Below are 24,159 nucleotides of genomic sequence, written 5' to 3'. Positions count from 1 at the left end.
CTAGACGATTTCCGGGTCAAGGGTGACGGGCCTGACGGGGGGACCTTCGTCGAGCAGCCTACGGAACAGCTCGGCGAGTCTGGTCGGATACACCGTCTCATGTGCCCGGGTCAGTTCCCGGCACGTCCACCAGCGCGCTCCGGCGACACTGCGCCGCTCCAGCTCGGTCAGGTCCCTGGCCTCGACCGCCGTCTGCGTCGTACGGGCCAGGAAGTACCACTCGTCCTGGTCCCAGCGGCGGCCGGCGAACGGGAAGGAGCACATCCGGCGCCACAGCACCGGCCCGAGTTCGACGTCCGTGATGCCGGTCTCCTCGCCGAGTTCCCGCAGCGCGGCCTCCTCACGGGTCTCGTCGCCCTCCAGTCCGCCGCCGGGCGTGAACCACCAGTCGTCGGCCGGGTCGTCCGGTTCATGGCCGTGCAGCAGCAGGATGCGGTCGTCGGGATCGAGCAGGACGACCCGGGCCACCTTGCGCAGGCCGCCCTCGTACGGCGCCTCAGCGGGCACCGGCGGACTCCGTACGGCCACGGCTCCGGGAGCGGCTCAGCAGGCCGGCGACGGGACCGTAGGCGCCGCCGCCCAGGACCAGCACACCGCCGGCCACGATCATGAGCTCGATGATGCGCAGCGGACCCGGCTGGGAGAGGCTGCCCAGCTCCTCGAAGCCGGTCGGGCGCTTGAGCATGCCCTTCATCGGCCAGACCACGGCATCCACCCGCGCGGTCACGGCGCCGCGCGCGACCGTGCCCTTGGCAGCGTCGGTGAGGTGGGCGGTGGAGTCGAGGGAGCCCTGGCGCTCGTCACCGAGGAGGAAGAGCCGGCCCTTGGGAACGGTGACGGTCGGGAAGCCCTGGAGCTCGGCCAGGCTGCCGGCCGGCAGATACGGTTCGTCGATCGGCTTGCCGTTGACGGTGAGCTTGCCCTTGGTGCAGCAGGCGACCGTGTCCCCGCCGACCGCCACCACGCGCTTGACGACGTCCGCGTTGCTGACCCAGCTGGTGTCGCGGAAGACGACCACGTCGCCGCGGCGCACCTGGTCACCGTCGATGCGCTGGCCGAGCACCCGGTCCCCGGCGTCGATCGTCGGCGTCATCGAACCGGTGGGCACCGTGTACGGCCGGTAGACCACCGCTCCCCAGGCGAACCCGCCGAGGAAGAGCACGATGCCCAGCGCCACCGCGATCCCGGACAACCGGTTACCGAGCCCGCTGCCGGTCCGCGCCGTACCGGTGCTGGTGCCGCCGCCGCTGCGCGGGGCCGTACGTATCGTGCTCTCGCCGCTCATGAGGCCGCACCCTACCCGGCGGTACCGGGCAGGGGCAGCCCTTCTTCGGCGGCCCTGGTCACAAGCTCCCCAAGGGTTTCACATGGGCCGGTCAGCCGGGCCCGCGCGCGTCGCGTCAGCGCTTGCCGGCGGCGGCGCGCCGGTCGAACTTGGACCCGGTCCGGTCGCCCCGCCGGCGGCGCCACACGACGATCGGCAGGACGGCGGCGACGGCCACGCCCTCCGGGGCCACCGAGAGGGAGGCCGCGGCGGAGGCCTGCGTGTCGAGGCCGGACTGGTCGAAGGTGTCCGGGACGGGCAGCGTGCCCCAGCGGTTGATCGGCCAGGCCTTGACGATGGCACGGCCGACGACCTCCTTCACCGGGACCATGCCGTGGTGCTTGTCGGACTGGTTGTAGCGGGAGTCGCGGGAGTTCTGGCGGTGGTCGCCCATCACCCAGATGTAGCCCTTGGGCACCTTCACCGTGAACTGGCCGCCCTGGTCGTCGACGCTGCACGGGGTGTTGCCCGGGTACACGTAAGGCTCGTTCAGCGCATGGCCGTTGACCATGAGCGGGCCGCTGTTCTTGCAGGAGACGGTGTCGCCGCCGACACCGATGACCCGCTTGATCAGGTCCTTCTCCTCGGCGGACGGCATCAGGCCGATCCAGCTGAGGAACGTCTGGATCGCGTTCGGCTGGGCGGTGGGCTCGCCCGCCAGCCAGTCGTCCGGGTCGTGGAAGACGACGACCTCGCCGCGCTCCGGCTCGGAGCCGAACCACGGGGTGAGCTTGTCGACCAAAACGCGGTCACCCTGCTGGAGGGTGTTCTGCATCGAGTCCGACGGGATCGAGAACGCCTGCACCAGGAACGTCTTGATCAGCAGCGCCAGGACCAGCGCGATGCCGATCAGGATCGGCAGCTCCTTCCAGAAGGAGCGGGGCTTCTTCGGTGCGGGTGCCGCCGCGCCGCCGTCGTCGTCCGTCCCGGCTCCGCCGCCGCCGGAGTACGAGCCGTCCGCCGGGGTGGGGCCCCCGGCCGGCCCGCCGTCACTGCCGGAGGTGGTACCACCGTCTGCGCTGGGGACATTCTCCTCGGGGCGCCCGTGCTCCTCGCCGTCGTGTCCCGACCGTGCGCCTACCGCCACATCCCCCACGCCAACTCCTTACTCCGTGCCGCCGCCGGCGCCATCCACGGCGCAGGCCCACCACTCCCATAACGAGCGGGAGTTCCGCAGGGCTCGGGAGTTGGACGTATCCGTCTGGAACGTCGGAGGCAACCCTATGCGACACCTGGGGAGCCGCGGTCGACCCCGACACGGAGTTAGAAACGCTTGCGAAGGTTTTAGGTTCCTCGAGCGAGGACCAGTGCCCGAGCGGCCAGCCGATCCACTTGGCCCGTCCCACCACGTTGCTCACCGGGACCGTGCCGCCGTAGTCGGTGTCCTGGTGGGCCCGGGAGTCGGCCGAGTTGCCCCGGTGGTCGCCCATCACCCAGAGCCGGCCCTGCGGGACGGTGATGTCGAACTCCTGGGTGGACGGGGCGTTCCCGGGATACAGGTAGTTGCCCTCCGTCAGCGGCACGCCGTTGACGGTCACCCGGCCCTGCGCGTCACAGCACTTGACGTGGTCACCGCCGACGCCGATGACCCGCTTGATGAGGTCCTTCTCGTTGGCGGAGGGCAGCAGGCCGATGAAGGTGAGCCCTTCCTTGAGCTGCTTGACGACGACCGGGTCGTCGGCCTTGGTGGTCTGCTCGTCGGCCAGCCAGCCGCCCGGGTCGTGGAAGACGACGACGTCTCCGCGGTGCGGCTGCCAGCCGAACCACGGGGTGAACTTGTCCACCAGGACACGGTCGCCGATCCGGATCGTCTGCTCCATCGAGCCCGACGGGATCACGAAGGCCTGGACGAGGAACGTCTTCAGCACGAGCGCTATCAGGACGGCGACGCCGACCAGCAGCGGTATCTCCCGCATGGCTCCGCGCCGGCGCTTGCGCTTGACCTTGCGCTGAAGCTTGCGCCGCTCCGCGCGGGAGCGGCCGCCGCCCGGGCTGGAGGTGCGCCGGACCCCGGTGGGCAGCAGCGTGGCGGCGGCGTCGACGGGCACGCCGCGTGGTCTGCCGCGGTTACCCATGCACGCCCTCCGCCACCTTCGGCCGCCGCGCCCCGGCGGCCTCGCTCGCGGGCACGCGCGCGTAGGCGGCCGGGCGGGAGAGCCGGGTCCAGTGGGCGTACGGCCAGATGATCCAGTCGGCGCGGCCGATGACCTCCTTGACGGGGACCATGCCGCCGCCGGGCGAGCCGAGATGGTCGCGGGAGTCGCTGGAGTCGCTGCGGTGGTCACCGAGGACGAAGAGCCGGCCGCCTGGGACGACGACGTCGAAGGCCACGGTGGAGGGGGTGTCCCCCGGATAGAGGAACGCGGTCTCGTCGACCGACCGGCCGTTCACTTCGATCCTCCCCTTCTTGTCGCAGCAGACCACATGGTCTCCTCCCACACCGACAACGCGTTTGATGTAGTCGGCGTCCCCGAAATACCCGGATCCGTCGAACACGACGACATCGCCGCGGCGCGGCTCGGCACCGAAACGGTACGCCAACTTATCTACGAGAACCCGGTCCCCGATCCTCAATCCCTGTTCCATGGATCCGCTGGGAATCTGGAATGGTTGGGCCACGAAAGTGTTGAGGGCGAGCAAAAACACCAGGCAGGTGAAGAGCGTCAGGGTGATCCAGCCGCCCGGCAGCCAGTCGGCGACCCGGGTCAGGAACGCGAAACGCGACCGGTCCTCCGCGTCCCCTGGATCGGGACGGGAGGAGCGGTCGCGCTCCGTCGGCTGTGCTTCGGTGTCCATCGAGGCCAGATGCTATCCGGCCGCGATAAGAACTCCGTTCGCGCGAGATCAGTTCTCGCGCTTCTCCTTGATCTTCGCGGCCTTACCGCGCAGCTCGCGCAGGTAGTAGAGCTTGGCGCGACGCACGTCACCGCGGGTGACGAGCTCGATCTTCTCGACGATCGGGGTGTGCACCGGGAAGGTGCGCTCGACGCCGACGGAGAAGGAGACCTTGCGGACCGTGAAGGTCTCGCGGACACCGCTGCCCTGGCGGCGGATCACAACGCCCTTGAACTGCTGCACACGGGAGCGGTTGCCCTCGATGACGCGGACGTGGACGTTGACGGTGTCACCCGGGCGGAAGGCCGGGACGTCGCTGCGCAGCGACGCGGAGTCGACGGTGTCGAGCAGGTGAGACATTTCGTCTGCTTTCCTCGCTGATGCCACAGGTCATCAACGGAAACTAGGTGTTCCATGGGGTCTGCCGTGCGGGTCGGGGCGGGCGTCGTGTCCCCCTGCGGCAGGGGCGCACGCCGGACGGGCGCACAACAGCGGTCTATTCTTCCACGCCCTCTGGCCTGCGCCAAAATCGGCCGTGGGGAGTGCCCGCCGGATCCGGGGCCCAGCCCAGGATGGAGAGCATCTCGCGGTCCTTCTTGTCGAAGGCCTCGGGGGCGCAGCGCTCGATCAGGTCGGGCCGGTGGGCGGTGGTCCGCTTCAGGGCCTCGTCGCGACGCCAGCGGGCGATCTTGCCGTGATGGCCGCTGAGCAGCACGTCAGGGATGTCCCGGCCGCGCCAGACGGGCGGCTTGGTGTAGACGGGGCCCTCCAGGAGGTTGGCCATCGCGCCGGGCGCGAACGAGTCGTCCCGGTGCGACTCGGCGTTGCCGAGGACACCGGGCAGCAGCCGTGCCACGGCCTCGGTGATCACCAGTACGGCCGCCTCGCCGCCGGCGAGCACGTAGTCGCCGATGGACACCTCGTACACCGGCATCCGGGTCGCGTACTCGTCCATGACGCGCCGGTCGATGCCCTCGTAGCGGGCAGGTGTGAACAGCAGCCAGGGCCGTTCGGAGAGTTCGACGGCGAGTTCCTGCGTGAAGGGGCGGCCGCTGGGGGTGGGGACGATCAGCGCGGGGGCGTGCGAGCCGGTGTCGTAGCCGTCGGCGAGCGCGGAGTCGAGGGCGTCGCCCCAGGGCTCGGTCTTCATGACCATGCCGGGGCCGCCGCCGTACGGGGTGTCGTCGACCGTGTTGTGGCGGTCGTACGTCCAGGCCCGCAGGTCGTGCACATGGACGTCGAGCTGTCCGCGCGCGCGTGCCTTGCCGACGAGCGAGACGTTCAGCGGTTCCAGGTACTCGGGAAAGATCGTGACGACGTCGAGGCGCATCGCTTACGACTCTTCCCGTGAGGACGCGATCTCGGCCTGGTCGTCGATCAGGCCGGGCGGGGGCGCGATGACCGCCTTCTGCTCTTCCAGGTCGATCTCGGTGACGATCTCCTCGACGAACGGGATCATCACCTCGCTGCCGTCGGGGCGCTCGACGATGAAGAGGTCCTGGGAGGGCAGGTGCGAGATCTCGGTGATCCGGCCGACCTCGGTGCCGTCCTCGGTGACCACGTCCAGGTCGATGAGCTGGTGGTCGTAGTACTCGTCCTCGCCCTCGGGCAGTTCCTCCGGGTCGATCTCGGCGATCAGGAGGGTGTTGCGCAGGGCCTCGGCTCCGGTGCGGTCCTTGACGCCCTCGAAGCGCAGGAGCAGGCGGCCGCTGTGGACCCGGCCCGTCTCGATGGTGAGCGGTCCCACGCCGGCGGGATCGGTGGCGAGTACGGCGCCCGGTCCGAGCCTGAGCTCCGGTTCGTCGGTGCGTACCTCCACGGTGACCTCGCCCTTGATGCCGTGGGCGCGGCCGATCCGTGCGACTACGAGCTGCACTTTCCTCGGTCTCCTGTCATTGCCTGCTCCTAAGACTGCGCTCATAGGACTGCGCTCAATACGACTGCGCTCAATACGACTGCGGGCCGGGGACGGCCAGTGGCCCTCCCCGGCCCGAGCCGGTTGCGATAAGCGTCAGCGGACGTGGTCCACGTCGACGAGGTCGACGCGTACTCCGCGACCGCCGATGGCGCCCACGACGGTGCGCAGGGCACGCGCGGTGCGGCCGTTGCGGCCGATCACCTTGCCGAGGTCGTCGGGGTGCACCCGGACCTCCAGCACGCGCCCGCGACGCAGGTTGCGCGAGGCGACCTGCACATCGTCAGGGTTGTCGACGATGCCCTTCACGAGGTGCTCAAGCGCCTCTTCGAGCATGCTGCTCAGGCCTCGGTCGACTCGGACTCAGCCGCGGCCTCGTCCTTCTTCTCAGCCTTCTTCTTCTGGGTGATCGCCTCACCCTTGCCCTCGTCGTCACCGCCGAGCGCTTCGAACGTCGGGCGGGTGGCCTTCGGGGCCGCGACGAGCAGCGGCGCCGGGGCGGGCTCGCCCTTGAACTTCTGCCAGTCGCCGGTCTTCTTCAGGATGGCGAGGACGGGCTCGGTCGGCTGGGCGCCGACACCGAGCCAGTACGCGACACGGTCGGCGTCCACCTCGATGACCGACGGGTGGTAGGTCGGGTGGTACTTGCCGATCTCCTCGATCGCACGGCCGTCACGGCGGGTGCGGGAGTCGGCGACGACGATGCGGTAGTGAGGCGAACGGATCTTGCCCAGACGCTTCAGCTTGATCTTGACTGCCACGGGAGTGGGTTCTCCTGGTTTTGACGTGGTTGGGCACGGCGAGACTGCCGCGTGGGGTTGCGGTACCCGAGTGCCCGATGGACGCGTCAGCCGGAGGAGAGAGGGGTCCTGTGCGGCTGTCGAGTACAGCTAGCCATTGTGCCACACCCTGTGGGTCGCTCGGTCCGGCGGTCGGACGGGAGCACGCCGAAGGCGCACCCGGCGTGGAGGTGGCGTACGTCGGGTGCGCCGACCGGCGCATCAGGGCGCGGCGACGGCTGCGGCTGCCACGAGCAGCCGTGACCTATGCCGCGCCCACGACCTCCGGGATACGGAACGGTTTGCCGCAGCCGCCGCAGACGATGGGGGCCTGGGCCAGGACCGACGGAACCACCCGGACATTGCGGCCGCAGTCGCACACCGCCTTGACGCGGACGCCGCCACCGGAGGATCCGTGGCGGGCGGCCGGGCCGCGGAAGGTGCGGGTGGTGTCGGCGGACGTCGCCACCGTGTGTGCCTTGAGGGCGCGCTGAAGTCTCTCGATGGTCGGGCGGTAGCGGCGCTTCGCCTCGGGGTTGAGCGAGACCAGCGAGAAGCCGCTGCTGGGATGCGGCTCGTCGGGGTGGTCCAGGCCCAGCTCCTCGGCGATCGCGAGGAATCGGCGGTTGTGGTAGCGGCCGGCCCGTGAGGTGTCGCGGACTCCTCGGGAAGCGGCGATGCCGTGGACTGCCTCATGGAGCAGCCGTTCGAAGGAGAGCTCGTGACCGCACGCGGACGACGACTCCCCGATCAGGGACTCTGGCGCGGCAAGGTCCGGCAGCTCGGGGTGGTACCGCTGAATGTCGGCCCACGCCTGCGCCAGCTCTGCGGCGAGAACAGGTGGTGTCTGTGTCGTGCTCACGTAATGACAACGAGCGGGGGTGCCGCTGTGTTCCTATTCCGGGGCATCCCAAATAATTTGCACGTACCCGTCAGTCGGCACTGATGCGTGGAGACGAGTACGGGTGCGCTGATCTGCGGAGAAGCCTCACAGCTCGTACCAAGCCGGTGCGTAGTCTGACGTACGACCCGGCGCGTACCCCCGGCCGGGACGCGGAAGCGGCTGTCGTCGGCGGAGCGCAAGACGCGTTTCGGTCGCGCTCGTGGCCTTCGTGGCTCTCGCGGCGTTCGCGGCTGAGGCCGCCACCCCGGTCAGCGTGCCCGGCTTCGCGGACGTTACTCCGGAGCCGACCATGGCCAGAACCGCCGTGTCGTGGGTCCGATGGTAGAGCCCCAAGTTGCCGGGATGTGAAATCTCGCCACAGTCATAGTCCATGCACAAGCCGGGACCCGCGACCCCTGGACGCCACCGCGAGCCCGGAGTTATGTGGCATAGGTGGGAAGTGCGGGCGCACGGCACGGGGGCCACGGAATCGGTCAGTGCGTATCTCTCGGCGGATTGGGGCGCTTACCTATGACACCTACGCTCGTGCGGCACCACCCTTCTCACGCGGACTCCACCCCGCGCGTGGACCTGGGCGCACGCGCGCGTGACTGGTCCGAGATCCAGGAGCGGATGCTGGTGCCGCTCTACGAGACCGTCCACGAGCGACTCGAAGTGGGCCCGGCCACCCGGCTGCTCGGCCTGCGCTGCGGTTCCGGGCTCGCCCTGCTGATGGCGGCGGCCAGAGGAGCCGCGGTGACCGGAGTCGACTCCTCCCCCGAACGGCTCGCCCTCGCCCGGGAACGGCTGCTGCCCGACCCGGTACCGGGCGCACGGATGCGCCGCCGGGCCGCCCGGATCGTCCAGGGCTCGCCCGGGGACACCGTGGACGGGCGGGCACCCTCGTACAACCTGATCACCGCCTTCGATCCGATCGGCTGCCTCGCCGGGGACGCCGAGGGGCTCGTCGGCCTGCTCGCCGACGCGGTCGCGCCGGCGGAGCGCGGGGCGGCCGTGGTGCTGACCGGCTGGGGTCCGCCGGAGCGCTGCACGACCTCGTCCGTGCTGCGGGTGGCCGCGAAGTTGGCCGATCCTTTGCGCGGCGCGGGCTGCTGGCGTCCGGCCTGCCGTGACGATCTGGAGGAGGTGGCCGAGCGGACCGGTCTGCGGATCGACGGTTCCGGCCGGGTCTCCTGCCCGTTCGGGTACGCCGGCGTGGACAACGCGGTGCGCGGGCTGCTGTCGACCGGGCTGTTCGACGCGGGGATCGCGGCGGCCGACGAGGAGCAGGTCGGCAAGGAGCTGGCGGAGGCGCTCCATCCGTATCTTCGTGCGGACGGCACGGTGTGGATGCCGAACGTCTTCCGGTACCTGATCGCACGGGTGCGCTGACGCTCCGCGGGGCAGGCCTTGGTGTTTCGGCTGCGGCGTTGGTGTTTCGGCCGCGGCGTTGGTGTTTCGGCCGCGGCGCCGTCGTGGCTGGTCGCGCAGTTCCTCCCCCGGTCTTCGGCCGGGGGCACCCCCAGCGCCCCTCTGGGGCGCCATGGCACGGGGCGCTCAGACCCGCGTGATTCCCGCGATGCGGTACGCGTCCGCCTCCTCCAGGGTCTCGTGTTCCAGGAGGGCCTGGGCCAGTGCGTCCAGTTGGTCGCGGTGGTCGCGGAGTTGACGGCGGGCCTCCTCGTAGCACTCGTCGACGATCCGGCGCATCTCGGTGTCGATCACGTCGAGGGTCTGCGGCGCGGCGGCCAGTCCGTAGGCCTGCTGCGCGTCGTTCGGGAGCGCGGAGAGGCGGCCGACCTCCTCGCTCATGCCCCAGCGCGAGACCATCCCGCGCGCGATGCCGGTGACCTGCTCCAGGTCGCTCTCGGAGCCGGTGGTGATCACGTCGTAGACGACCTGCTCGGCGGCCATCCCGCCGAGCGCGCCGATGATCCGGCCGCGCAGGTACTCCTCCGTGTACGCGTACTTGTCGGCGTCCGGGGTGGAGAGCGTGACGCCCAGGGCGCGGCCGCGCGGCACGATGGTGATCTTGCGGACCGGGTCGGCGCCGGGCTGGAGCATGCCGAGCAGGGCGTGTCCGCTCTCGTGGTAGGCGGTCCTGCGCCGCTCCTCCTCGGGCATCACCAGCGGCCGTTCGGCGCCGAGCTGGACCTTCTCCAGGGCCTCGGAGAGGTCGGACTGGGTGACCCGTTCCTGCTTGCGCTTGACGGCGAGCAGGGCGGCCTCGTTGGCGAGGTTGGCCAGTTCGGCGCCGGTCATGCCGGGCGTCGTACGCGCGACCTGGGCGAGGTCCACGCCCTCGGCCAGCGGGATCTGCCGGGTGTGGATCCGGAGGATGGCCTCGCGGCCGGTGCGGTCCGGGGGCGCGACCTGGACCACCCGGTCGAAGCGGCCGGGGCGGGTCAGCGCGGGGTCGAGGATGTCGGCGCGGTTGGTGGCGGCGATGACGATGACGCCCTCGGAGCCGGAGAAGCCGTCCATCTCGGTGAGGATCTGGTTGAGGGTCTGCTCGCGCTCGTCGTGACCGCCCATGGAGGCGCCGCCGCCGCGGGCCCGGCCGATGGTGTCGATCTCGTCGATGAAGATGATGGCGGGGGCGACCTTGCGGGCCTCGGCGAACAGCTCACGCACGCGGGAGGCGCCGACGCCGACGATCATCTCGATGAACTCGGAGGCGGACGCCGAGAAGAACGGCACCCCCGCCTCGCCGGCGACGGCCCGCGCGAGCAGTGTCTTGCCGGTGCCGGGCGGGCCGGCCAGCAGCACACCGCGCGGCATCTTCGCGCCCATCCTCCGGTAGGCGTCGGGGTTCTTCAGGAAGTCGACGACGTCGTTGAGTTCGCCCTCGACCTCGTCGATGCCGGCCACGTCCTCGAAGGTGGTCCGCTGCTGTCCGGGCTCCAGTTCGACCGGTTTGGGCGGCGCCTTGCGGCCGAGCACGCCGCCCGCGCCGCCGAGGCCCTGGCTCATCCGGCGGGCGACGAAGACCCACACCGCGATCAGCAGCAGCATGGGAGCCAGCGAGATCAGCAGGTTGGCGAGGAAACCGCGGTGCTGGACGACCGGTTCGGCGGTGACCGTGACGTTGTGCTTGGTCAGGTTCGCCCAGAGGTCGTCGTCCGCGAAGGACGGCCGCTCGGTGTTGAACTTGGTGAAGTTCCCGCCGCCCTCGGGGTTCTTCCGCTCCTTCTTGAGCTGGCCCTGGATCGAGTCGCCCTTGGCGTAGATCTTCTCGACGTTGCCGGCGTTCACCTGCTTGCTGAACTCGGTGTACGAGATCGTCGGCTCGTCGGCCTCGTCGAAGTACGACAGCACCAGATTGGCGAGCAGGTACACGACCAGCGCGGTGAGGATCAGCCGCCACCAGCCCCCGCGCATCCCCGGTCCGCCGGACGGTGGCTTCGGCGGCTCCTCGGGCGCGCCCTCGGTACGCCAGGGCTGGTCGGGTGACTTGCGCGGCGGCGCGGGGTTGGCCATATCCGGACGGTACGGCACCGGCCAACCCCTGGCACCCGCGCAGGTGAACTCAGCCCATGAACTTCTTGAACTCGTCCGGCAGCTCGAAGTCCTCGGCACCCTGCTGCGGCACCCCGAAGGCGTTTCCGGCCTGGGCCGCGGCCTCGCGCCGCTGGGCCGCCTCCAGCTCCTGCTGCTTGCGCTTCATCGGGTTGCCGGAGCGCTGCTTGCCCTTGGCCTGCTTCTGCTGCTTCCGCTGCCGGCCGGGGCCGCCGCCCATGCCGGGGATCCCCGGCATGCCCGGCATGCCGCCGCCCTGGGCCATGCGGGACATCATCTTGCGGGCCTCGAAGAACCGCTCGACCAGGTTCTTCACGGCGCTGACCTCGACACCGGAACCGCGGGCGATACGGGCGCGCCGCGAGCCGTTGATGATGGTCGGGTCCTGGCGCTCGCCGGGCGTCATCGACTTGATGATGGCGGCGGTGCGGTCGACGTCCCGCTCGTCCAGGTTGTTGATCTGGTCCTTGATCTGCCCCATGCCGGGCAGCATCCCGAGCAGCTTGCTGATGCTGCCCATCTTCCGGACCTGCTCCATCTGGGCCAGGAAGTCGTCCAGGGTGAAGTCCTGGCCCTTCTTGGACGCCAGCTTCGAGGCCATCTTCTCGGCCTCTTCCTGGTCGAACACCTTGCCCGCCTGCTCGAGCAGGGTGAGCAGGTCACCCTGGTCGAGGATGCGGGAGGCCATCCGGTCAGGGTGGAACGCGTCGAAGTCCTCGAGCTTCTCGCCGCTCGACGCGAACATGATCGGCTTGCCGGTGACCTGGCGGATCGACAGGGCGGCACCACCGCGGGCGTCACCGTCGAGCTTGGACAGGACCACACCGTCGAAGCCGACGCCGTCGCGGAAGGCCTCGGCGGTGGTGACGGCGTCCTGACCGATCATCGCGTCGACGACGAAGAGGATCTCGTCCGGCGAGACCGCGTCCCGGATGTCCGCGGCCTGGCGCATCATGTCCTGGTCGATGCCGAGGCGGCCGGCGGTGTCCACGATCACGATGTCGTGGACCTTCTGCTTGGCGAACTCGATGGAGTCCTTGGCGACCTTGACCGGGTCGCCGACGCCGTTGCCCGGCTCGGGCGCGTAGACGGCGACACCGGCGCGCTCGGCGACGACACTGAGCTGGTTCACGGCGTTCGGGCGCTGGAGGTCGGCGGCGACGAGCACCGGCGAGTGGCCCTGCTCCTTCAGCCAGCGGCCGAGCTTGCCCGCGAGGGTGGTCTTACCGGCACCCTGGAGACCCGCCAGCATGATCACGCTGGGCGGCTGCTTGGCGAAGCGCAGGCGCCGGGTCTCGCCGCCGAGGATCGTGACGAGCTCGTCCTTCACGATCAGCAGGACCTGCTGGGCCGGGTTCATGGAACGCGAGACCTCGGCGCTGAGGGCCCGTTCCTTGACGTTCTTGATGAACGCCCGCACGACCGGCAGAGCCACGTCCGCTTCGAGCAGCGCGATGCGGATGTCCCGCGTCACGGCGTCGATGTCGGCTTCGCTCAGACGCCCCTTGCCGCGGAGATTCTTGAAGGTCGCTGAAAGGCGATCGGAGAGAGTGTCGAACACGGCGGCGTCGGTCCTCGGAGTCGGGGGCGGTGAGCGTCTTCCAGGGTATCCGGCCGCGCAAGGAAGTGGTCCCCGCCTTGCACGACCGGGCGGTCGGGCCCGTGGTGTCAGGCCCGCAGCGTCTCCTCCAGCGCCCGCGCGACCGAGGCCGCCTCCTCCCCCGCCAGCGGGGTCCCGGCGGCCGAGGTCACGTAGAAGGCGTCCACGGCGTTCGAGCCCAGCGTGGAGACATGGGCGCTGCGCACCCGCACCCCCGCCTTCTCCAGCGCGTTCCCGATCCGGAAGAGCAGCCCCGGCGCGTCCTGGGCGCGTACCTCGAACACCGTCGCGTGCCGGGAGGCCGCGGAGGCCACCGTCACCCGCGGCGGCGGCGCCACCCGGCCGCGGCGCCTCGGGTAGGCCGCGTCCCGCTCGGCCAGCCGGCCCGCGATGTCGAGCGAGCCGTCCAGCGCCCGCACCAGGTCGGCCCGCAGCCGGGCGGCCTGGGGCAGGGAGCCGTACTCGGCCGCCACCCGCCAGTCGAGGAGCAGGACCGTGCCGTCGCCGTCGTGGACGTCGGCCGGGAGCTGGAGGGTGCGCAGTTCGGCCGTGCGGACCGTGAGGCGGTGCACGGCCAGCACACCCGCGACGGCCGGCAGCACGCCGGGCTGGTCGGGTACGGCGATGAGCAGCTCCACACCGAGCGGTTCCGGCTCGCCCGGCTCGTCGTCCGGGGCCGGGGGCTCGGTCTGGGCGCGCAGGGACAGCACCGGGCCGCCGGTGCGGAACGCCTCGATGGCGAGCCGCTCCTGCTCGGCCGTGGGCGCGCCCGGCTCGGGTTCCTCCGCGGTGTCACCGGCGAGGACCGCGGAGACCCGCTTGACCAGGTCGGCGACGAGGGAACCGCGCCAGGAGGACCAGGCCGCCGGGCCGGTGGCCAGGGCGTCCGCCTCGGTGAGGGCGTGCAGCAGCTCCAGGGTGCCCTGGGTCGAGACGGCGTCGGCGACCAGGCGGACGGTGGCCGGGTCCTCCAGGTCGCGCCGGGTGGCGGTCTCGACGAGCAGCAGGTGATGGCGGACCAGGGTCGCCAGGACCGCCACGTCGGCGCGGTCGAAGCCGATCCGGGCCGCCACGTCCTTGGCGATGATCTCGCCGGCCACCGAGTGGTCGCCGGGCCAGCCCTTGCCGATGTCGTGCAGCAGGGCGGCGACCAGCAGCAGGTCGGGGCGGTGCACGCGGCGGGTGAACTCGGAGGCGCGGACGGCGGTCTCGATCAGGTGCCGGTCGACGGTCCAGATGTGCACGGCGTTGCGCTGCGGGCGGCAGCGCACCCGCTCCCAGTCCGGGAGCAGGCGGGTGATCAGGCCCTCGGCCTCCAGGGCCTCCCAGACGTCGACCGTGGGACGGCCGGAGCCGAGCAGCGTGACCAGCTGTTCACGGGCCTCGGCGGGCCAGGGCGTGGGCAGCGGGCGGGCGGTGGCGGCCAGGCGCCGTACGGCGTGCAGGGAGAGCGGGAGGCCGGCCTGGGCGGCGGCGGCCGCGGCGCGCAGCGGAAGCACGGGGTCGCGCTCGGGGCGTGCGGCGCGGGCGAGCACCACCTCGCCGTCCTGCTCCACCACCCCTTCGGCGAGCGGGGAGCGCTCGGGGACGGGCTTGCCGCCGCCGAGCATGGCGCGCAGCCGCGGCCGGACGGCGCGGGAGCGCAGCACGCGCCCCACCTCACGCCAGGTGACGTCACTGGCGTACGAGACGACCCGCGCGGACTCGTAGACCTGGCGCAGCAGGGTGTCGGCGTCGAGGAGGTCCAGTTCGGCGGCGACCTGGTCCTGCTCCTGGAGGGCGAGGCGGTCGGTGGCGCGCCCTGTCGTCAGGTGCAGGGCGTCACGGACGTCGAGGAGGTGCCGGCGGGCGTCGGCGAGGCCCTCCCGGGGGGCGTCGGCCACCCAGGAGGCGGCGACGGCGCGCAGGGCGGTGACGTCGCGGAGGCCGCCGCGGGCCTCCTTGAGGTCCGGCTCCAGGAGGTACTGGAGCTCGCCCTGGCGTTCGGCGCGCTCGGCGCACAGCTCCTGGAGTTCGGGGAGACGTCTCGGCGCCTGGTTGCGCCAGTCGGCGAGGATCGCGGTGCGCAGTGCGGAGGTGAGGCCGAGGTCGCCGGCGATGTGGCGGGCGTCGAGCAGGCCGAGCTGGACCTTGAGGTCGTCGCCCGCGGTCTTGCGGGCCTCGGCGGGGGTGCGCACGGAGTGGTCGAGGGCGAGGCCGAGGTCCCAGACGGGGTACCAGAGCCGGTCGGCGACGGCGGCCACCGCGCCGGAGTCGCCGCCGTCGTGCAGCAGCAGGAGGTCCAGGTCGCTGCGCGGCGAGAGTTCCCCGCGGCCGTAGCCGCCGACGGCGACCAGCGAGACACCGCCGCCGATGCCCTCGGTGGCCGCCGCGAACAGCCCGGTCAGCCATTCGTCGGTCAGCTCGGCGAGGGCGGTACGGCGCGGCGGCCCGGACCGCGCCCCCTCGGTGAGGAGGCGCAGCCGGGCCGCCGCGTAGCCGCTGGGTCCCGTGTCCTCTGCGTCGTTCCGCATATCCGTACCCGTCACCCGGCGACTCCTGCCTGTATGCAGATGGTGGTTCTGTTCTACAGCGCGTCCGGGCCGCGCTCGCCGGTGCGGACCCGCACGGCGGTCTCGACCGGGAGCGACCAGACCTTGCCGTCACCGATCTTGCCGGTGCGGGCGGCCTTGACGACAACGTCGATCAGCTGCTCGGCGTCGTCGTCCTCGGCCAGCACCTCGATGCGGATCTTGGGTACCAGGTCGACGGTGTACTCGGCACCACGGTAGACCTCGGTGTGGCCGCGCTGCCGACCGTAGCCGCTGGCCTCGGTGACCGTGAGGCCGTGGACGCCGAAGGCCTGGAGGGCTTCCTTGATCTCGTCGAGCCGGTGCGGCTTCACGACGGCGGTGATGAGCTTCATGCGTCCACCTTCTTGCTCGAACCGGCCAGGGCTCCGCCGGAGACGGCGCTGACGACACCGCCGCCGGCGCCGCTGAAGTCGTATGCAGTCTCGGCGTGCTCGGCCTGGTCGATGCCGGAGACCTCGTCGTCCTCGGAGACCCGCATGCCGATGGTCTTGTCGAGGAGGAAGGCGAGGACGGCGGAGGCGACCAGGGAGTAGGCGAGGACCGCGCCGACACCGGCGAACTGCTTCCACAGCTGGGTGAAGGAGTGGTCGCCGTAGAAGACGCCGGTCGCGGTGGACTGGCCCTTGCCGGTGGCGAAGAAGCCGATGAGCAGGGAGCCGATGATGCCGCCGACCATGTGGACGCCGACCACGTCCAGGGAGTCGTCGTAGCCGAACTTGAACTTCAGGCCGACGGCCGCGGCGCAGGCGACACCGGCGATGGCACCGACGGCGATCGCGCCGAGCGGGGAGACCGCGCCACCCGAGGGGGTGATCGCGACCAGACCGGCGACCGCGCCGGAGGCGGCGCCGAGCGTGGTGAACGCGCCGTGCCGGATCTTCTCGTAGGCGAGCCAGGCCAGCATGGCGGCGGCCGTGGCGACCTGCGTGTTGACGAACATCAGCGCGCCGACGCCGTCGTCGTTGCCGAGCCAGGAGCCGGCGTTGAAGCCGAACCAGCCGAACCACAGGAGTCCGGCGCCGAGCATGACCAGCGGGAGGCTGTGCGGGCGCATCGGGTCCTTCTTGAAGCCGACGCGCTTGCCGATGACCAGGATGACGCCGAGGGCGCCGGCACCGGCGTTGATGTGGACCGCGGTACCACCGGCGAAGTCGATCACGCCGAGCTTGTAGGCCCAGCCGTCGGCGCCCCACACCCAGTGGGCGACCGGGACGTAGACGATCGTCAGCCACAGGGCGACGAAGAGGGCCCAGGCCGAGAACTTCACGCGGTCCGCGATGGCGCCGCTTATCAGGGCCGGGGTGATGACGGCGAACATCATCTGGAAGACCATGAAGACGAAGATCGGGATCGTGTAGCCGTCCCAGAGCTCGGTCAGCCCGATGTTGCTCAGGCCCAGCCAGTCGGAGTTGAACCCGATGAAGCCGTTGCTGGAGCCGAAGGCGAGGGAGAAGCCGTAGAGCACCCACAGGATGGTGACGATCCCGATGCTGATGAAGCTCATCATCAGCATGTTGAGGGTGCTCTTGACGCGGACCATGCCGCCGTAGAAGAAGGCAAGGCCCGGCGTCATGAGCAGCACCAGGGCGGAACAGATGAGCATGAAGCCTGTGTTCGCGGCAGACAGCTTGGGTGCCTCCGCGGCAAGCGTGATGGCTGGAGCCATCGGCGTCTCCTCGTCGGTTGGTACGGCCCCGTGCGGGTCGGAGCGTGAGCGGTCCGGTCAAGCGGGGGGTGGGCCGGTTATGCGCCATGAGATTGGCGCAGCGCGGTTTCGGTCGGTGCCCCTCGTTGTTTCGCCGGGGTGACGAAGGCGCCTTGCGTGTTACGCGTCGATGAACTGCGAGATGTCCGGCTGCGGGATCGTTATCGTGCCGCAACCTTCCCGGGGAGGCCTCCCGGCACAAAAGAGCCGGCCGCGGTGGCCTTCCGAATGACCTGGCATGGGGGAGCCGAGTCGGGCAGTTCGGGAGGGCCGGCCGCGGCCGGGGTCCGGGTTCGCCGGAGGTCAGACCGCTTCGGCGGTCTCCGGCAGGTCGGCGGCCAGCTGCTCGGTGAGGTCGACGACCGCCGCGAGGTCGCCGTGGTCACGGACGGCCGAGTCGACCGTCTTTCGAATACGGGTGTTCACGCGCTCGGAGCGCACCTTCTTGGCGATGCCCAGGGCCTCGGAGGCGAGCACCGTGCTCTGTTCGGCCTCGCCCCGCAGCAGGTGCACGGTGGCCATGCCGATCAGGTTCAGCGCGTACGACCGCTGGTGCTCGGCGTCCTTGGCGAACAGCTCCACGGCACGCTGCATCAGGGGCTCCGCCAGGGACGCGTAGGTGGGGCTGCGGCCGGCGACATAGGCGAGGTCACGGAAGGAGTGCGAGTTCTCGCCGTAGAGCTCGGCCTCGGAGAAGAAGCGGATCCAGTCGGGGTCCGGGTCGTCCCACTCGTCGGCCTCGGCGAAGGTGTCCTCGGCCATCCGGACCGCCCGCTTGCACTTGCCGGGCTGGCCCATGTTGGCGTAGGCGCGGGCCTCCATCGCATACAGCATCGACTGGGTGCGCGGGCTGGCGCAGTCCCGGCTGCCGTACTGGGCGAGGTGGATCAGTTCCAGCGCGTCGTCGGGCCGGCCGAGGTGGATCATCTGGCGGCTCATGCTGGACAGCACGTACGAGCCGAGCGGCTTGTCGCCGGCCTCCTTGGCCGCGTGCAGGGCGAGCACGAAGTACTTCTGGGCGGTGGGCTGGAGCCCGACGTCGTACGACATCCAGCCGGCCAGTTCGGCGAGTTCGGCGGCGACCTGGAAGAGCTTGCGGGAGGTGGCCTCGGGCTGGGGTTCCTGGAGCAGGTCGGTGACCTCGTGCAGCTGGCCGACTACCGCCTTGCGGCGCAGTCCGCCGCCGCACTGGGCGTCCCACTGGCGGAACATCACCGTGGTGGACTCCAGCAGTTCCAGCTCGGGCCTGGAGAGGCGGCCGGGCCGGCGGGACTCGGCCGCCGACTCGCTGGCCGCGTGCTGCGGGCCGCCCGGCGAGGGGACCAGCCAGCGCTGCATGGGCTCGATGAGGGACGGGCCCGCCGACAGGACCAGCGAGGTTCCGAGGAAGCCGCGCCGCGCCAGCATCAGGTCGCTGCGCGAGAACTCGCTGAGCAGGGCCACTGTCTGCGGGCCCGTCCAGGGCAGGTCGACGCCGGTCGCCGAGGGTGACTGGCGTGCGGCCCGCAGACCCAGGTCCTCCACCGAGACGACACAGCCGAACCGCTCGGAGAACAGCTCGGAGAGGATCCTGGGGATCGGCTCGCGCGGGTTCTCCCCGTCGAGCCAGCGGCGCACCCTGGACGTGTCGGTGGAGATGTGGTTGGCCCCCAACTGGCGTGCTCTGCGGTTCACTTGCCGCGCCAGCTCGCCCTTCGACCAGCCACTGCGCACGAACCACGAGTTGAGCAGCTCATTGGGGCGCTTGTCGGTGCTGGTCGCGGTCGCCCCGCTTCCGCCGTTGCCGCCCACTGGAACGCCCCCATCCCTGAGACCACTTGATGCCGGATGCGCCAAGCCCTATCAGAATGCCGGTAAATACGGCCGCTCGTCCCGCGGTTCTCACCCTTCGAACGGGATCCCGAGTTGCCTCCGGCATACCCACGAGTGCATGTGCCCCCAGGCCTCGTGCACTCAAAGTAATCCTACGATCACTGGTCCAGCCATGGCGATCCCGGAAACGCCACCATTCGCCACCCCTTCGAATGAACTCACGATGCCCTTGGCGCGATTCACTTGACATAGGACGGCCGGGAGTTGGCGGAACGATGCATTCGGGGGCGCGTGTCCTCAGGTGCACCACCCGGGGTGCTTCGAGGCGCCGCCTTGACCGTGCGGGCGGACGGGAAAGCGGAGCCGTAGCGTCACGTTCCGTTTCAGTCCCGTTCCGTGTCGTAACCACCGGCGCGCCGGACCCGTTGGAGGGGGCATGGGCTTCACGATCGGCGGCATTCGAGAGATCCGCTCCGGCACACGTCGGCGCGGTCGTTCATCGGACTGCACCGCCGTCGCCGAGTTCACCGGCCTGTGGGGCTGGGACGTGGTGCCGGGCGCCCGGGCCGCGGCCGGGGCGTGCTCCTGCGGGCACGCCGACTGTCCCGCGCCGGGCGCGCATCCGCTGGACTTCGCGCCCCAGGTGTCCGCGGGCGCCACGCTCGACGAGGTCACCAAGGCCTGGGGCGAGTTCCCGGGCGCGGCCGTGATGCTGCCGGTCGGCCGCGCGTTCGACGTCATCGAGGTCGCCGAGCCCGCCGGGCGGCGCGCCCTGGTCCGCCTGGAGCGCATGGGCCTGCCGCTCGGGCCGGTCACCGCCACCCCGGAGGGCCGCGCCCACTTCCTCGTCGCCCCCGGAGCCGCCGCCGAACTCCCCGGCCTGCTCTACCGCATGGGCTGGGACGACCCGACCTCGCTCGACCTGCGCGGCCTCGGCTCCGGTACGCACATCACCGCGCCGCCGTCGGACCGGGCCGGGCTGGGCCCGGTGCGCTGGCTGCGGCCGCCGGCCCTGGACTCGGCGACCAGGCCGCCGGCCGCGCGCCTGCTGCTGGGGACGCTGGCGTACGTGGCGCACCGCTCGCGGGCGTAGGGCGCCGCACACGGCGAAGCGCCCGCTCCCGACTGTGTCTCGGGAACGGGCGCTTCTCGCAGCTGCGGGTGAATCCACCCGGCCGCTACTCCCCGATAAGGGCGTCAACGAACGCCTCCGGCTCGAACGGGGCCAGGTCGTCCGCGCCCTCGCCGAGGCCGATGAGCTTGACCGGAACCCCCAGTTCGCGCTGGACCGCGATCACGATGCCGCCCTTCGCGGTGCCGTCCAGCTTGGTGAGCACGATGCCGGTGATGTCCACGACCTCGGCGAACACCCGGGCCTGGACCAGGCCGTTCTGCCCGGTGGTGGCGTCGAGGACGAGCAGCACCTCGTCCAGCGGGGCGTGCTTCTCGACGACCCGCTTGACCTTGCCGAGCTCGTCCATGAGCCCGGTCTTGGTGTGGAGCCGCCCGGCGGTGTCGATGAGGACGACGTCGACACCCATCTCCTTGCCCTCCTTCACCGCGTCGAACGCGACGGAGGCGGGGTCGCCGGCCTCCGGCCCGCGCACGGTGTGGGCACCGACCCGCTCGCCCCAGGTCTGGAGCTGGTCGGCGGCGGCGGCCCGGAAGGTGTCGGCGGCGCCGAGGACGACCGTCCGGCCGTCGGCGACGAGCACCCGGGCGAGCTTGCCGGTGGTGGTGGTCTTGCCGGTGCCGTTGACGCCGACGACCATCACGATGCCGGGCTTGCGGTCCTCGGGCTCGGTCCTCACCGCGCGGTCGACGTCGGTGCCGACCAGCTTGAGCAGCTCCTCGCGCAGCAGCCCGCGCAGCTCGTCGGGGGTGCGGGTGCCGAGCACCTTGACGCGCTCGCGCAGCCGGTCGACCAGTTCGGTGGTGGGCTGCACACCGACGTCGGCGGTGAGCAGGGTGTCCTCGACCTCCTCCCAGGTCTCCTCGTCGAGGTGCTCGCGCGAGAGCAGCGTGAGCAGCCCCTTGCCGAGGGCGTTCTGGGAGCGGGAGAGCCGGGTCCGCAGCCGGACCAGGCGGCCGGCCGTGGGCTCCGGGATCTCGATCGCGGGAGCTTCGGGGACGGGCGGCTCCTCCACGACGACGGGAGCCGAGCCGTCGGGAAGATCGACCTCCTCTATCGTCCGGCGCGGTTCGTCGCGCGGCGTCTCGGCCTCGTCGCCGACGTGCGGCTCGGCCGGGGGCGCGGTGATGTCGGGCGCGGCGGGGGGCGGCGGGGGCAGCGACTTCTTGCGCCGGCTGCCGACGACCAGCCCGCCGAGCGCGCCGAGCACGACCACGGCGATGACTACAGCAAGGATGACGGTTTCCATAACCCGTCCAGTATCCATCCCTCCCTCACGGCCGACTTTGTTCCCTCGCGAAGGAGTCTGTGGGGATCCCTCGAATACGTGCGTACCTTTTGAGCGGATTAGTCGGTCTAACGTACGATGATTGACCATGAGCACCACCGCCCGTCACGACGGCGCGCTCGAACATCTCGAAGAGTCGCTGGCGCACCACGGTCTCGAAACCCGGGGCATCGAGCCGGTTCCGGACTCCGAGCGCACCGCGACGACCCGCGGTCTGCTGCCCACCTGGATCGCCGCCAACATCACGGTCCTGCTGGTGACCATGGGGGCCGGCCTGGCCGTGTCGTTCGGGCTGAACTTCTGGCAGACCCTGGTGGTGGCCGGCGTCGCGCCGGCGGTGGCCTACGGACTGGTCGGACTGATCGGAATCGCGGGCAAACGCGGGGGCGCCCCCGGCATGGCCCTGTCACGGGCGGTCTTCGGGCAGCGCGGCAACCTGCTCCCCGGCGGGCTGATCTGGGTGGCGCGCTGGGGCTGGGAGACGATCAACGCGGTGACCGGCGCCTATGCCCTGCTGACCGTCCTGGACGTGCTCTTCGGTGTCCGGAGCAACACCGCGCTGATCATCGTGACCCTGCTGCTCTTCGTGGCCGCGACGTTCGTGATCTCGGGCATGGGCATCAGGGTGGTGCAGCGCTGCAACCGCTGGGCGGCCTGGCTGTTCGGGGCCTTCTCCCTGCTGGTCGTCGGCCGCCTGGCCGTGACGGCGGACTGGGGCCGGGTGTTCGGGCAGGGCGCAGGCTCCACGGCCGCGATGGTCACCGGGGTCGGGCTGATCGCGGCGGGCGGGATGAGCTGGGCGCCGGCCGCGCCCGACTTCACGCGCTATCTGCCGGGTACGGCGTCCTCGCCGGCGATCGTGCGCAACACGGCCGTCGGCGCGGGGATCGTCGTACTCCCCCTGGTGCTGACGGGCGCGGTGACCGCGTCGTCCATGCCCGACCTCGCCGGGGCCGCCGACCCGGTCTCCTTCCTGGGCGCGGCCCTCCCCCGGTGGCTCGCGGTGCCGTACCTGCTGATCGCCCTCGTCGGCATGCTGCTGATCAACGCGATGTCCATGTACTCGGCGGGCTTCACCGCGCAGACGCTCGGCTTCCGCGTCCACCGCCACTGGGCGGTCTCGGTCAACGCGGTGATCTCGCTCGTCCTGGGCGCCGTCCTGATGCTGGCGGCGGCCTCCTTCATGGGCTCGTTCATCGCCTTCCTGACCCTGCTCGCGGTGGCGTTCTCGGCGTGGGTGGGCGTCTTCGGGGTGGACATGCTCCGTCGGCGCGAGTACGACGCCGCCGCCCTCCTCGACACGACCCCGGCCGGCGCCTACTGGTACCGGGCGGGCTTCTCCCCCGCCGCCGTGACGGCCTGGGCGCTCGGGCTGGCGACCGGCCTCCTGTTCACCGGGTCCGAGTGGTTCACCGGGCCGCTCGCCACCAACAACCCCGTCGGCCGCTACGGACTCGGCTGGCTGGCGACGATCGTCGTCTCGGGCCTGGTGTACGCGGTGCTGCCGAAGCCGGCGGTGGTGCCGGCGGCGGCCGGGGAGCCCGCGCCTCTGGCTGTCTGACGCACCGTCAGCTACTGTCCCCGCCACAGCCGCCGGCCAAGGTGAAGGGGAACTCCCATGCCCGTCTCGGTCGTTCGCTTCAACCTCGTCGAGCCCGGGGCCGACTCCGCGTCCCTGGGGGCCCGTTACCGGGCGGCCGTGGAGATGGCCGCGTACGCCGACACACACGGGGTCACCACGGTCCAGACCGAGGAGCACCACGGGGTGGACAACAACTGGCTCCCGTCGCCGTTCGCGTTCGCGGGCGCCGTGTTCGGGGCGACACGGTCCATCGCGGTGACCGTGTCGGCCGTGATCGGCCCGCTGCACGACCCGCTGCGGCTGGCGGAGGACATCGCGGTGCTCGACCTGCTCAGCGGCGGGCGGCTGGTGACGGTGGCCGGGATCGGTTACCGGCCTGAGGAGTACGCCCTGTTCGACGTGGACTGGAAGCGGCGGGGGCGGCTCCAGGACGAGGTGCTGGAGACGGTGCTGAAAGCATGGAGCGGCGAGGAGTTCGAGTACCGGGGCCGTACGGTACGGGTCACACCGCGCCCCTTCACCGACCCGCACCCGCTGCTGCTGGTGGGCGGCTCCTCCAAGGCCGCCGCCCGCCGGGCGGCCCGGCTCGGCCTGCCGTTCTTCCCGAGCGCGCACCTTCCGGAACTGGAGGCGTACTACAAGGAACGGCTCACCGAGTACGGCACGGAGGGCTGGACGATGATGCCGACGGCCGAGACACCGCTCCTGCACATCGCCGAGGACCCGGACCGGGCGTGGGAGCGGTACGGGGAGCACTTCCTGCACGAGGCCCGGACCTACGCGTCCTGGCAGTCCGGGGACATCCACTCGGCGGTGCGTTCGGGGGCGACGACGGTGGCGGAACTCCGCGCGGAGGGCGTTTACCGCATCCTCACGCCGGAGCAGTGCGTGTCGGCGGGGCTGGACAACCTGGTGCTGCATCCCCTGGCGGGCGGAATGCCGGTCGAGGAGGGCTGGCGGAGCCTACGGCTGTTCGCGGAGACCGTGCTCCCGGCGCTGCCGGCATAGCGGGCGCGGGCACCGGCCGCGAACGGGACGGGGCGGGGCGGGACGGGGCGGGACGGGGCGGGACGGGACGGGACGGGTACGGCGCGGCCCGGCACCGCCGGACACCACCGTCGTGGCCGATCACCGATGCGGCGGAAGAAGAAGAGGGGGTGCGGCACGGATCTGCGATGCGGCGGGGAAGAGGGGCGGCACGGATCGTGTCGC

At 71.2% G+C, this 24,159-nt stretch carries 22 protein-coding genes; 4 read left to right on the top strand and 18 right to left on the bottom strand.

Going from position 1 to position 24,159, the window contains the following annotated elements:
• The 11 genes from AAW13_RS14670 to AAW13_RS14620 form a co-directional block, all read right to left on the bottom strand.
• Positions 1-507 (bottom strand): NUDIX hydrolase, encoded by a 507-nt coding sequence (locus tag AAW13_RS14670; RefSeq protein ID WP_046727838.1) that lies wholly within the window; start codon positions 505-507, stop codon positions 1-3.
• Positions 497-1,285, bottom strand: coding sequence for a signal peptidase I (gene lepB, locus AAW13_RS14665; protein WP_046727837.1), 789 nt, complete (start codon positions 1,283-1,285; stop codon positions 497-499). Before lepB (AAW13_RS14665) ends, AAW13_RS14670 begins: the two co-directional genes overlap by 11 nt.
• A 115-nt stretch (positions 1,286-1,400) precedes the next feature.
• Positions 1,401-2,420: a signal peptidase I gene (lepB, locus tag AAW13_RS14660; protein WP_046727836.1), complete on the bottom strand. Its 1,020-nt coding sequence runs from the start codon at positions 2,418-2,420 to the stop codon at positions 1,401-1,403.
• Complete coding sequence (lepB, locus tag AAW13_RS14655) at positions 2,314-3,399, bottom strand: signal peptidase I (protein WP_046727835.1); 1,086 nt, start codon at positions 3,397-3,399, stop codon at positions 2,314-2,316. Before lepB (AAW13_RS14655) ends, lepB (AAW13_RS14660) begins: the two co-directional genes overlap by 107 nt.
• Positions 3,392-4,120 (bottom strand): signal peptidase I, encoded by a 729-nt coding sequence (gene lepB / locus AAW13_RS14650; protein WP_046727834.1) that lies wholly within the window; start codon positions 4,118-4,120, stop codon positions 3,392-3,394. Before lepB (AAW13_RS14650) ends, lepB (AAW13_RS14655) begins: the two co-directional genes overlap by 8 nt.
• A gap of 48 nt (positions 4,121-4,168) precedes the next feature.
• Positions 4,169-4,519: a 50S ribosomal protein L19 gene (gene rplS / locus AAW13_RS14645; protein ID WP_046727833.1), complete on the bottom strand. Its 351-nt coding sequence runs from the start codon at positions 4,517-4,519 to the stop codon at positions 4,169-4,171.
• Positions 4,520-4,655: 136 nt separating this feature from the next.
• Positions 4,656-5,489 carry a tRNA (guanosine(37)-N1)-methyltransferase TrmD gene (gene trmD / locus AAW13_RS14640; protein WP_046727832.1) on the bottom strand — a complete coding sequence of 278 codons (834 nt, stop codon included), beginning with the start codon at positions 5,487-5,489 and terminating at the stop codon, positions 4,656-4,658.
• A gap of 3 nt (positions 5,490-5,492) precedes the next feature.
• Complete coding sequence (gene rimM / locus AAW13_RS14635; RefSeq protein WP_046727831.1) at positions 5,493-6,035, bottom strand: ribosome maturation factor RimM; 543 nt, start codon at positions 6,033-6,035, stop codon at positions 5,493-5,495.
• A gap of 135 nt (positions 6,036-6,170) precedes the next feature.
• Positions 6,171-6,410: an RNA-binding protein gene (locus AAW13_RS14630; protein WP_003973401.1), complete on the bottom strand. Its 240-nt coding sequence runs from the start codon at positions 6,408-6,410 to the stop codon at positions 6,171-6,173.
• Between the two features lie 5 nt (positions 6,411-6,415).
• Positions 6,416-6,835 (bottom strand): 30S ribosomal protein S16, encoded by a 420-nt coding sequence (gene rpsP / locus AAW13_RS14625; RefSeq protein WP_046727830.1) that lies wholly within the window; start codon positions 6,833-6,835, stop codon positions 6,416-6,418.
• 283 nt (positions 6,836-7,118) lie between these two features.
• A complete protein-coding gene (locus AAW13_RS14620; RefSeq protein WP_046727829.1) occupies positions 7,119-7,715 on the bottom strand; it encodes a hypothetical protein in 597 nt (198 codons plus the stop codon).
• A 552-nt stretch (positions 7,716-8,267) separates the two neighbouring features.
• On the opposite strand from AAW13_RS14620, the gene AAW13_RS14615 reads away from it, so the two are divergent.
• Positions 8,268-9,128, top strand: a complete 861-nt coding sequence (locus tag AAW13_RS14615; RefSeq protein WP_071659551.1) for an SAM-dependent methyltransferase — start codon at positions 8,268-8,270, stop codon at positions 9,126-9,128.
• A 165-nt stretch (positions 9,129-9,293) separates the two neighbouring features.
• On the opposite strand, the gene ftsH is transcribed toward AAW13_RS14615, so the two are convergent.
• The 6 genes from ftsH to nsdA all read right to left on the bottom strand — a co-directional run bounded on the left by ftsH (position 9,294) and on the right by nsdA (position 18,924).
• Complete coding sequence (ftsH, locus tag AAW13_RS14610) at positions 9,294-11,216, bottom strand: ATP-dependent zinc metalloprotease FtsH (RefSeq protein ID WP_046727827.1); 1,923 nt, start codon at positions 11,214-11,216, stop codon at positions 9,294-9,296.
• A gap of 49 nt (positions 11,217-11,265) precedes the next feature.
• Complete coding sequence (ffh, locus tag AAW13_RS14605) at positions 11,266-12,816, bottom strand: signal recognition particle protein (RefSeq protein ID WP_046727826.1); 1,551 nt, start codon at positions 12,814-12,816, stop codon at positions 11,266-11,268.
• A 107-nt stretch (positions 12,817-12,923) separates the two neighbouring features.
• Positions 12,924-15,383 carry a [protein-PII] uridylyltransferase gene (locus AAW13_RS14600; protein ID WP_046727825.1) on the bottom strand — a complete coding sequence of 820 codons (2,460 nt, stop codon included), beginning with the start codon at positions 15,381-15,383 and terminating at the stop codon, positions 12,924-12,926.
• 38 nt (positions 15,384-15,421) lie between these two features.
• Positions 15,422-15,760 carry a P-II family nitrogen regulator gene (locus tag AAW13_RS14595; RefSeq protein ID WP_009190863.1) on the bottom strand — a complete coding sequence of 113 codons (339 nt, stop codon included), beginning with the start codon at positions 15,758-15,760 and terminating at the stop codon, positions 15,422-15,424.
• Positions 15,757-17,094 (bottom strand): ammonium transporter, encoded by a 1,338-nt coding sequence (locus AAW13_RS14590; RefSeq protein WP_046727824.1) that lies wholly within the window; start codon positions 17,092-17,094, stop codon positions 15,757-15,759. Before AAW13_RS14590 ends, AAW13_RS14595 begins: the two co-directional genes overlap by 4 nt.
• 342 nt (positions 17,095-17,436) lie before the next feature.
• Complete coding sequence (gene nsdA / locus AAW13_RS14585) at positions 17,437-18,924, bottom strand: transcriptional repressor NsdA (protein ID WP_046727823.1); 1,488 nt, start codon at positions 18,922-18,924, stop codon at positions 17,437-17,439.
• A gap of 457 nt (positions 18,925-19,381) precedes the next feature.
• Between nsdA and AAW13_RS14580 the strand changes: the two genes are divergently transcribed.
• Positions 19,382-20,038 carry a bifunctional DNA primase/polymerase gene (locus AAW13_RS14580; RefSeq protein WP_046727822.1) on the top strand — a complete coding sequence of 219 codons (657 nt, stop codon included), beginning with the start codon at positions 19,382-19,384 and terminating at the stop codon, positions 20,036-20,038.
• Between the two features lie 85 nt (positions 20,039-20,123).
• Here the strand turns inward: AAW13_RS14580 and ftsY are convergent, their stop codons facing one another.
• On the bottom strand, positions 20,124-21,326 hold the full coding sequence (gene ftsY / locus AAW13_RS14575) for a signal recognition particle-docking protein FtsY (RefSeq protein ID WP_046727821.1): 1,203 nt from the start codon (positions 21,324-21,326) through the stop codon (positions 20,124-20,126).
• Between the two features lie 127 nt (positions 21,327-21,453).
• On the opposite strand from ftsY, the gene AAW13_RS14570 reads away from it, so the two are divergent.
• Entirely contained in the window at positions 21,454-22,926 is a 1,473-nt protein-coding gene (locus AAW13_RS14570; RefSeq protein WP_079178813.1) for a cytosine permease, read from the top strand.
• Between the two features lie 57 nt (positions 22,927-22,983).
• On the top strand, positions 22,984-23,955 hold the full coding sequence (locus AAW13_RS14565) for an LLM class flavin-dependent oxidoreductase (protein WP_046727820.1): 972 nt from the start codon (positions 22,984-22,986) through the stop codon (positions 23,953-23,955).
• Positions 23,956-24,159 lie beyond the last annotated feature (204 nt).

It is taken from the genome of Streptomyces humi, assembly GCF_001005085.2.
In the GTDB taxonomy this organism is placed as follows: domain Bacteria; phylum Actinomycetota; class Actinomycetes; order Streptomycetales; family Streptomycetaceae; genus Streptomyces; species Streptomyces humi.
This window is presented reverse-complemented; position numbering and strand designations above follow the sequence as displayed.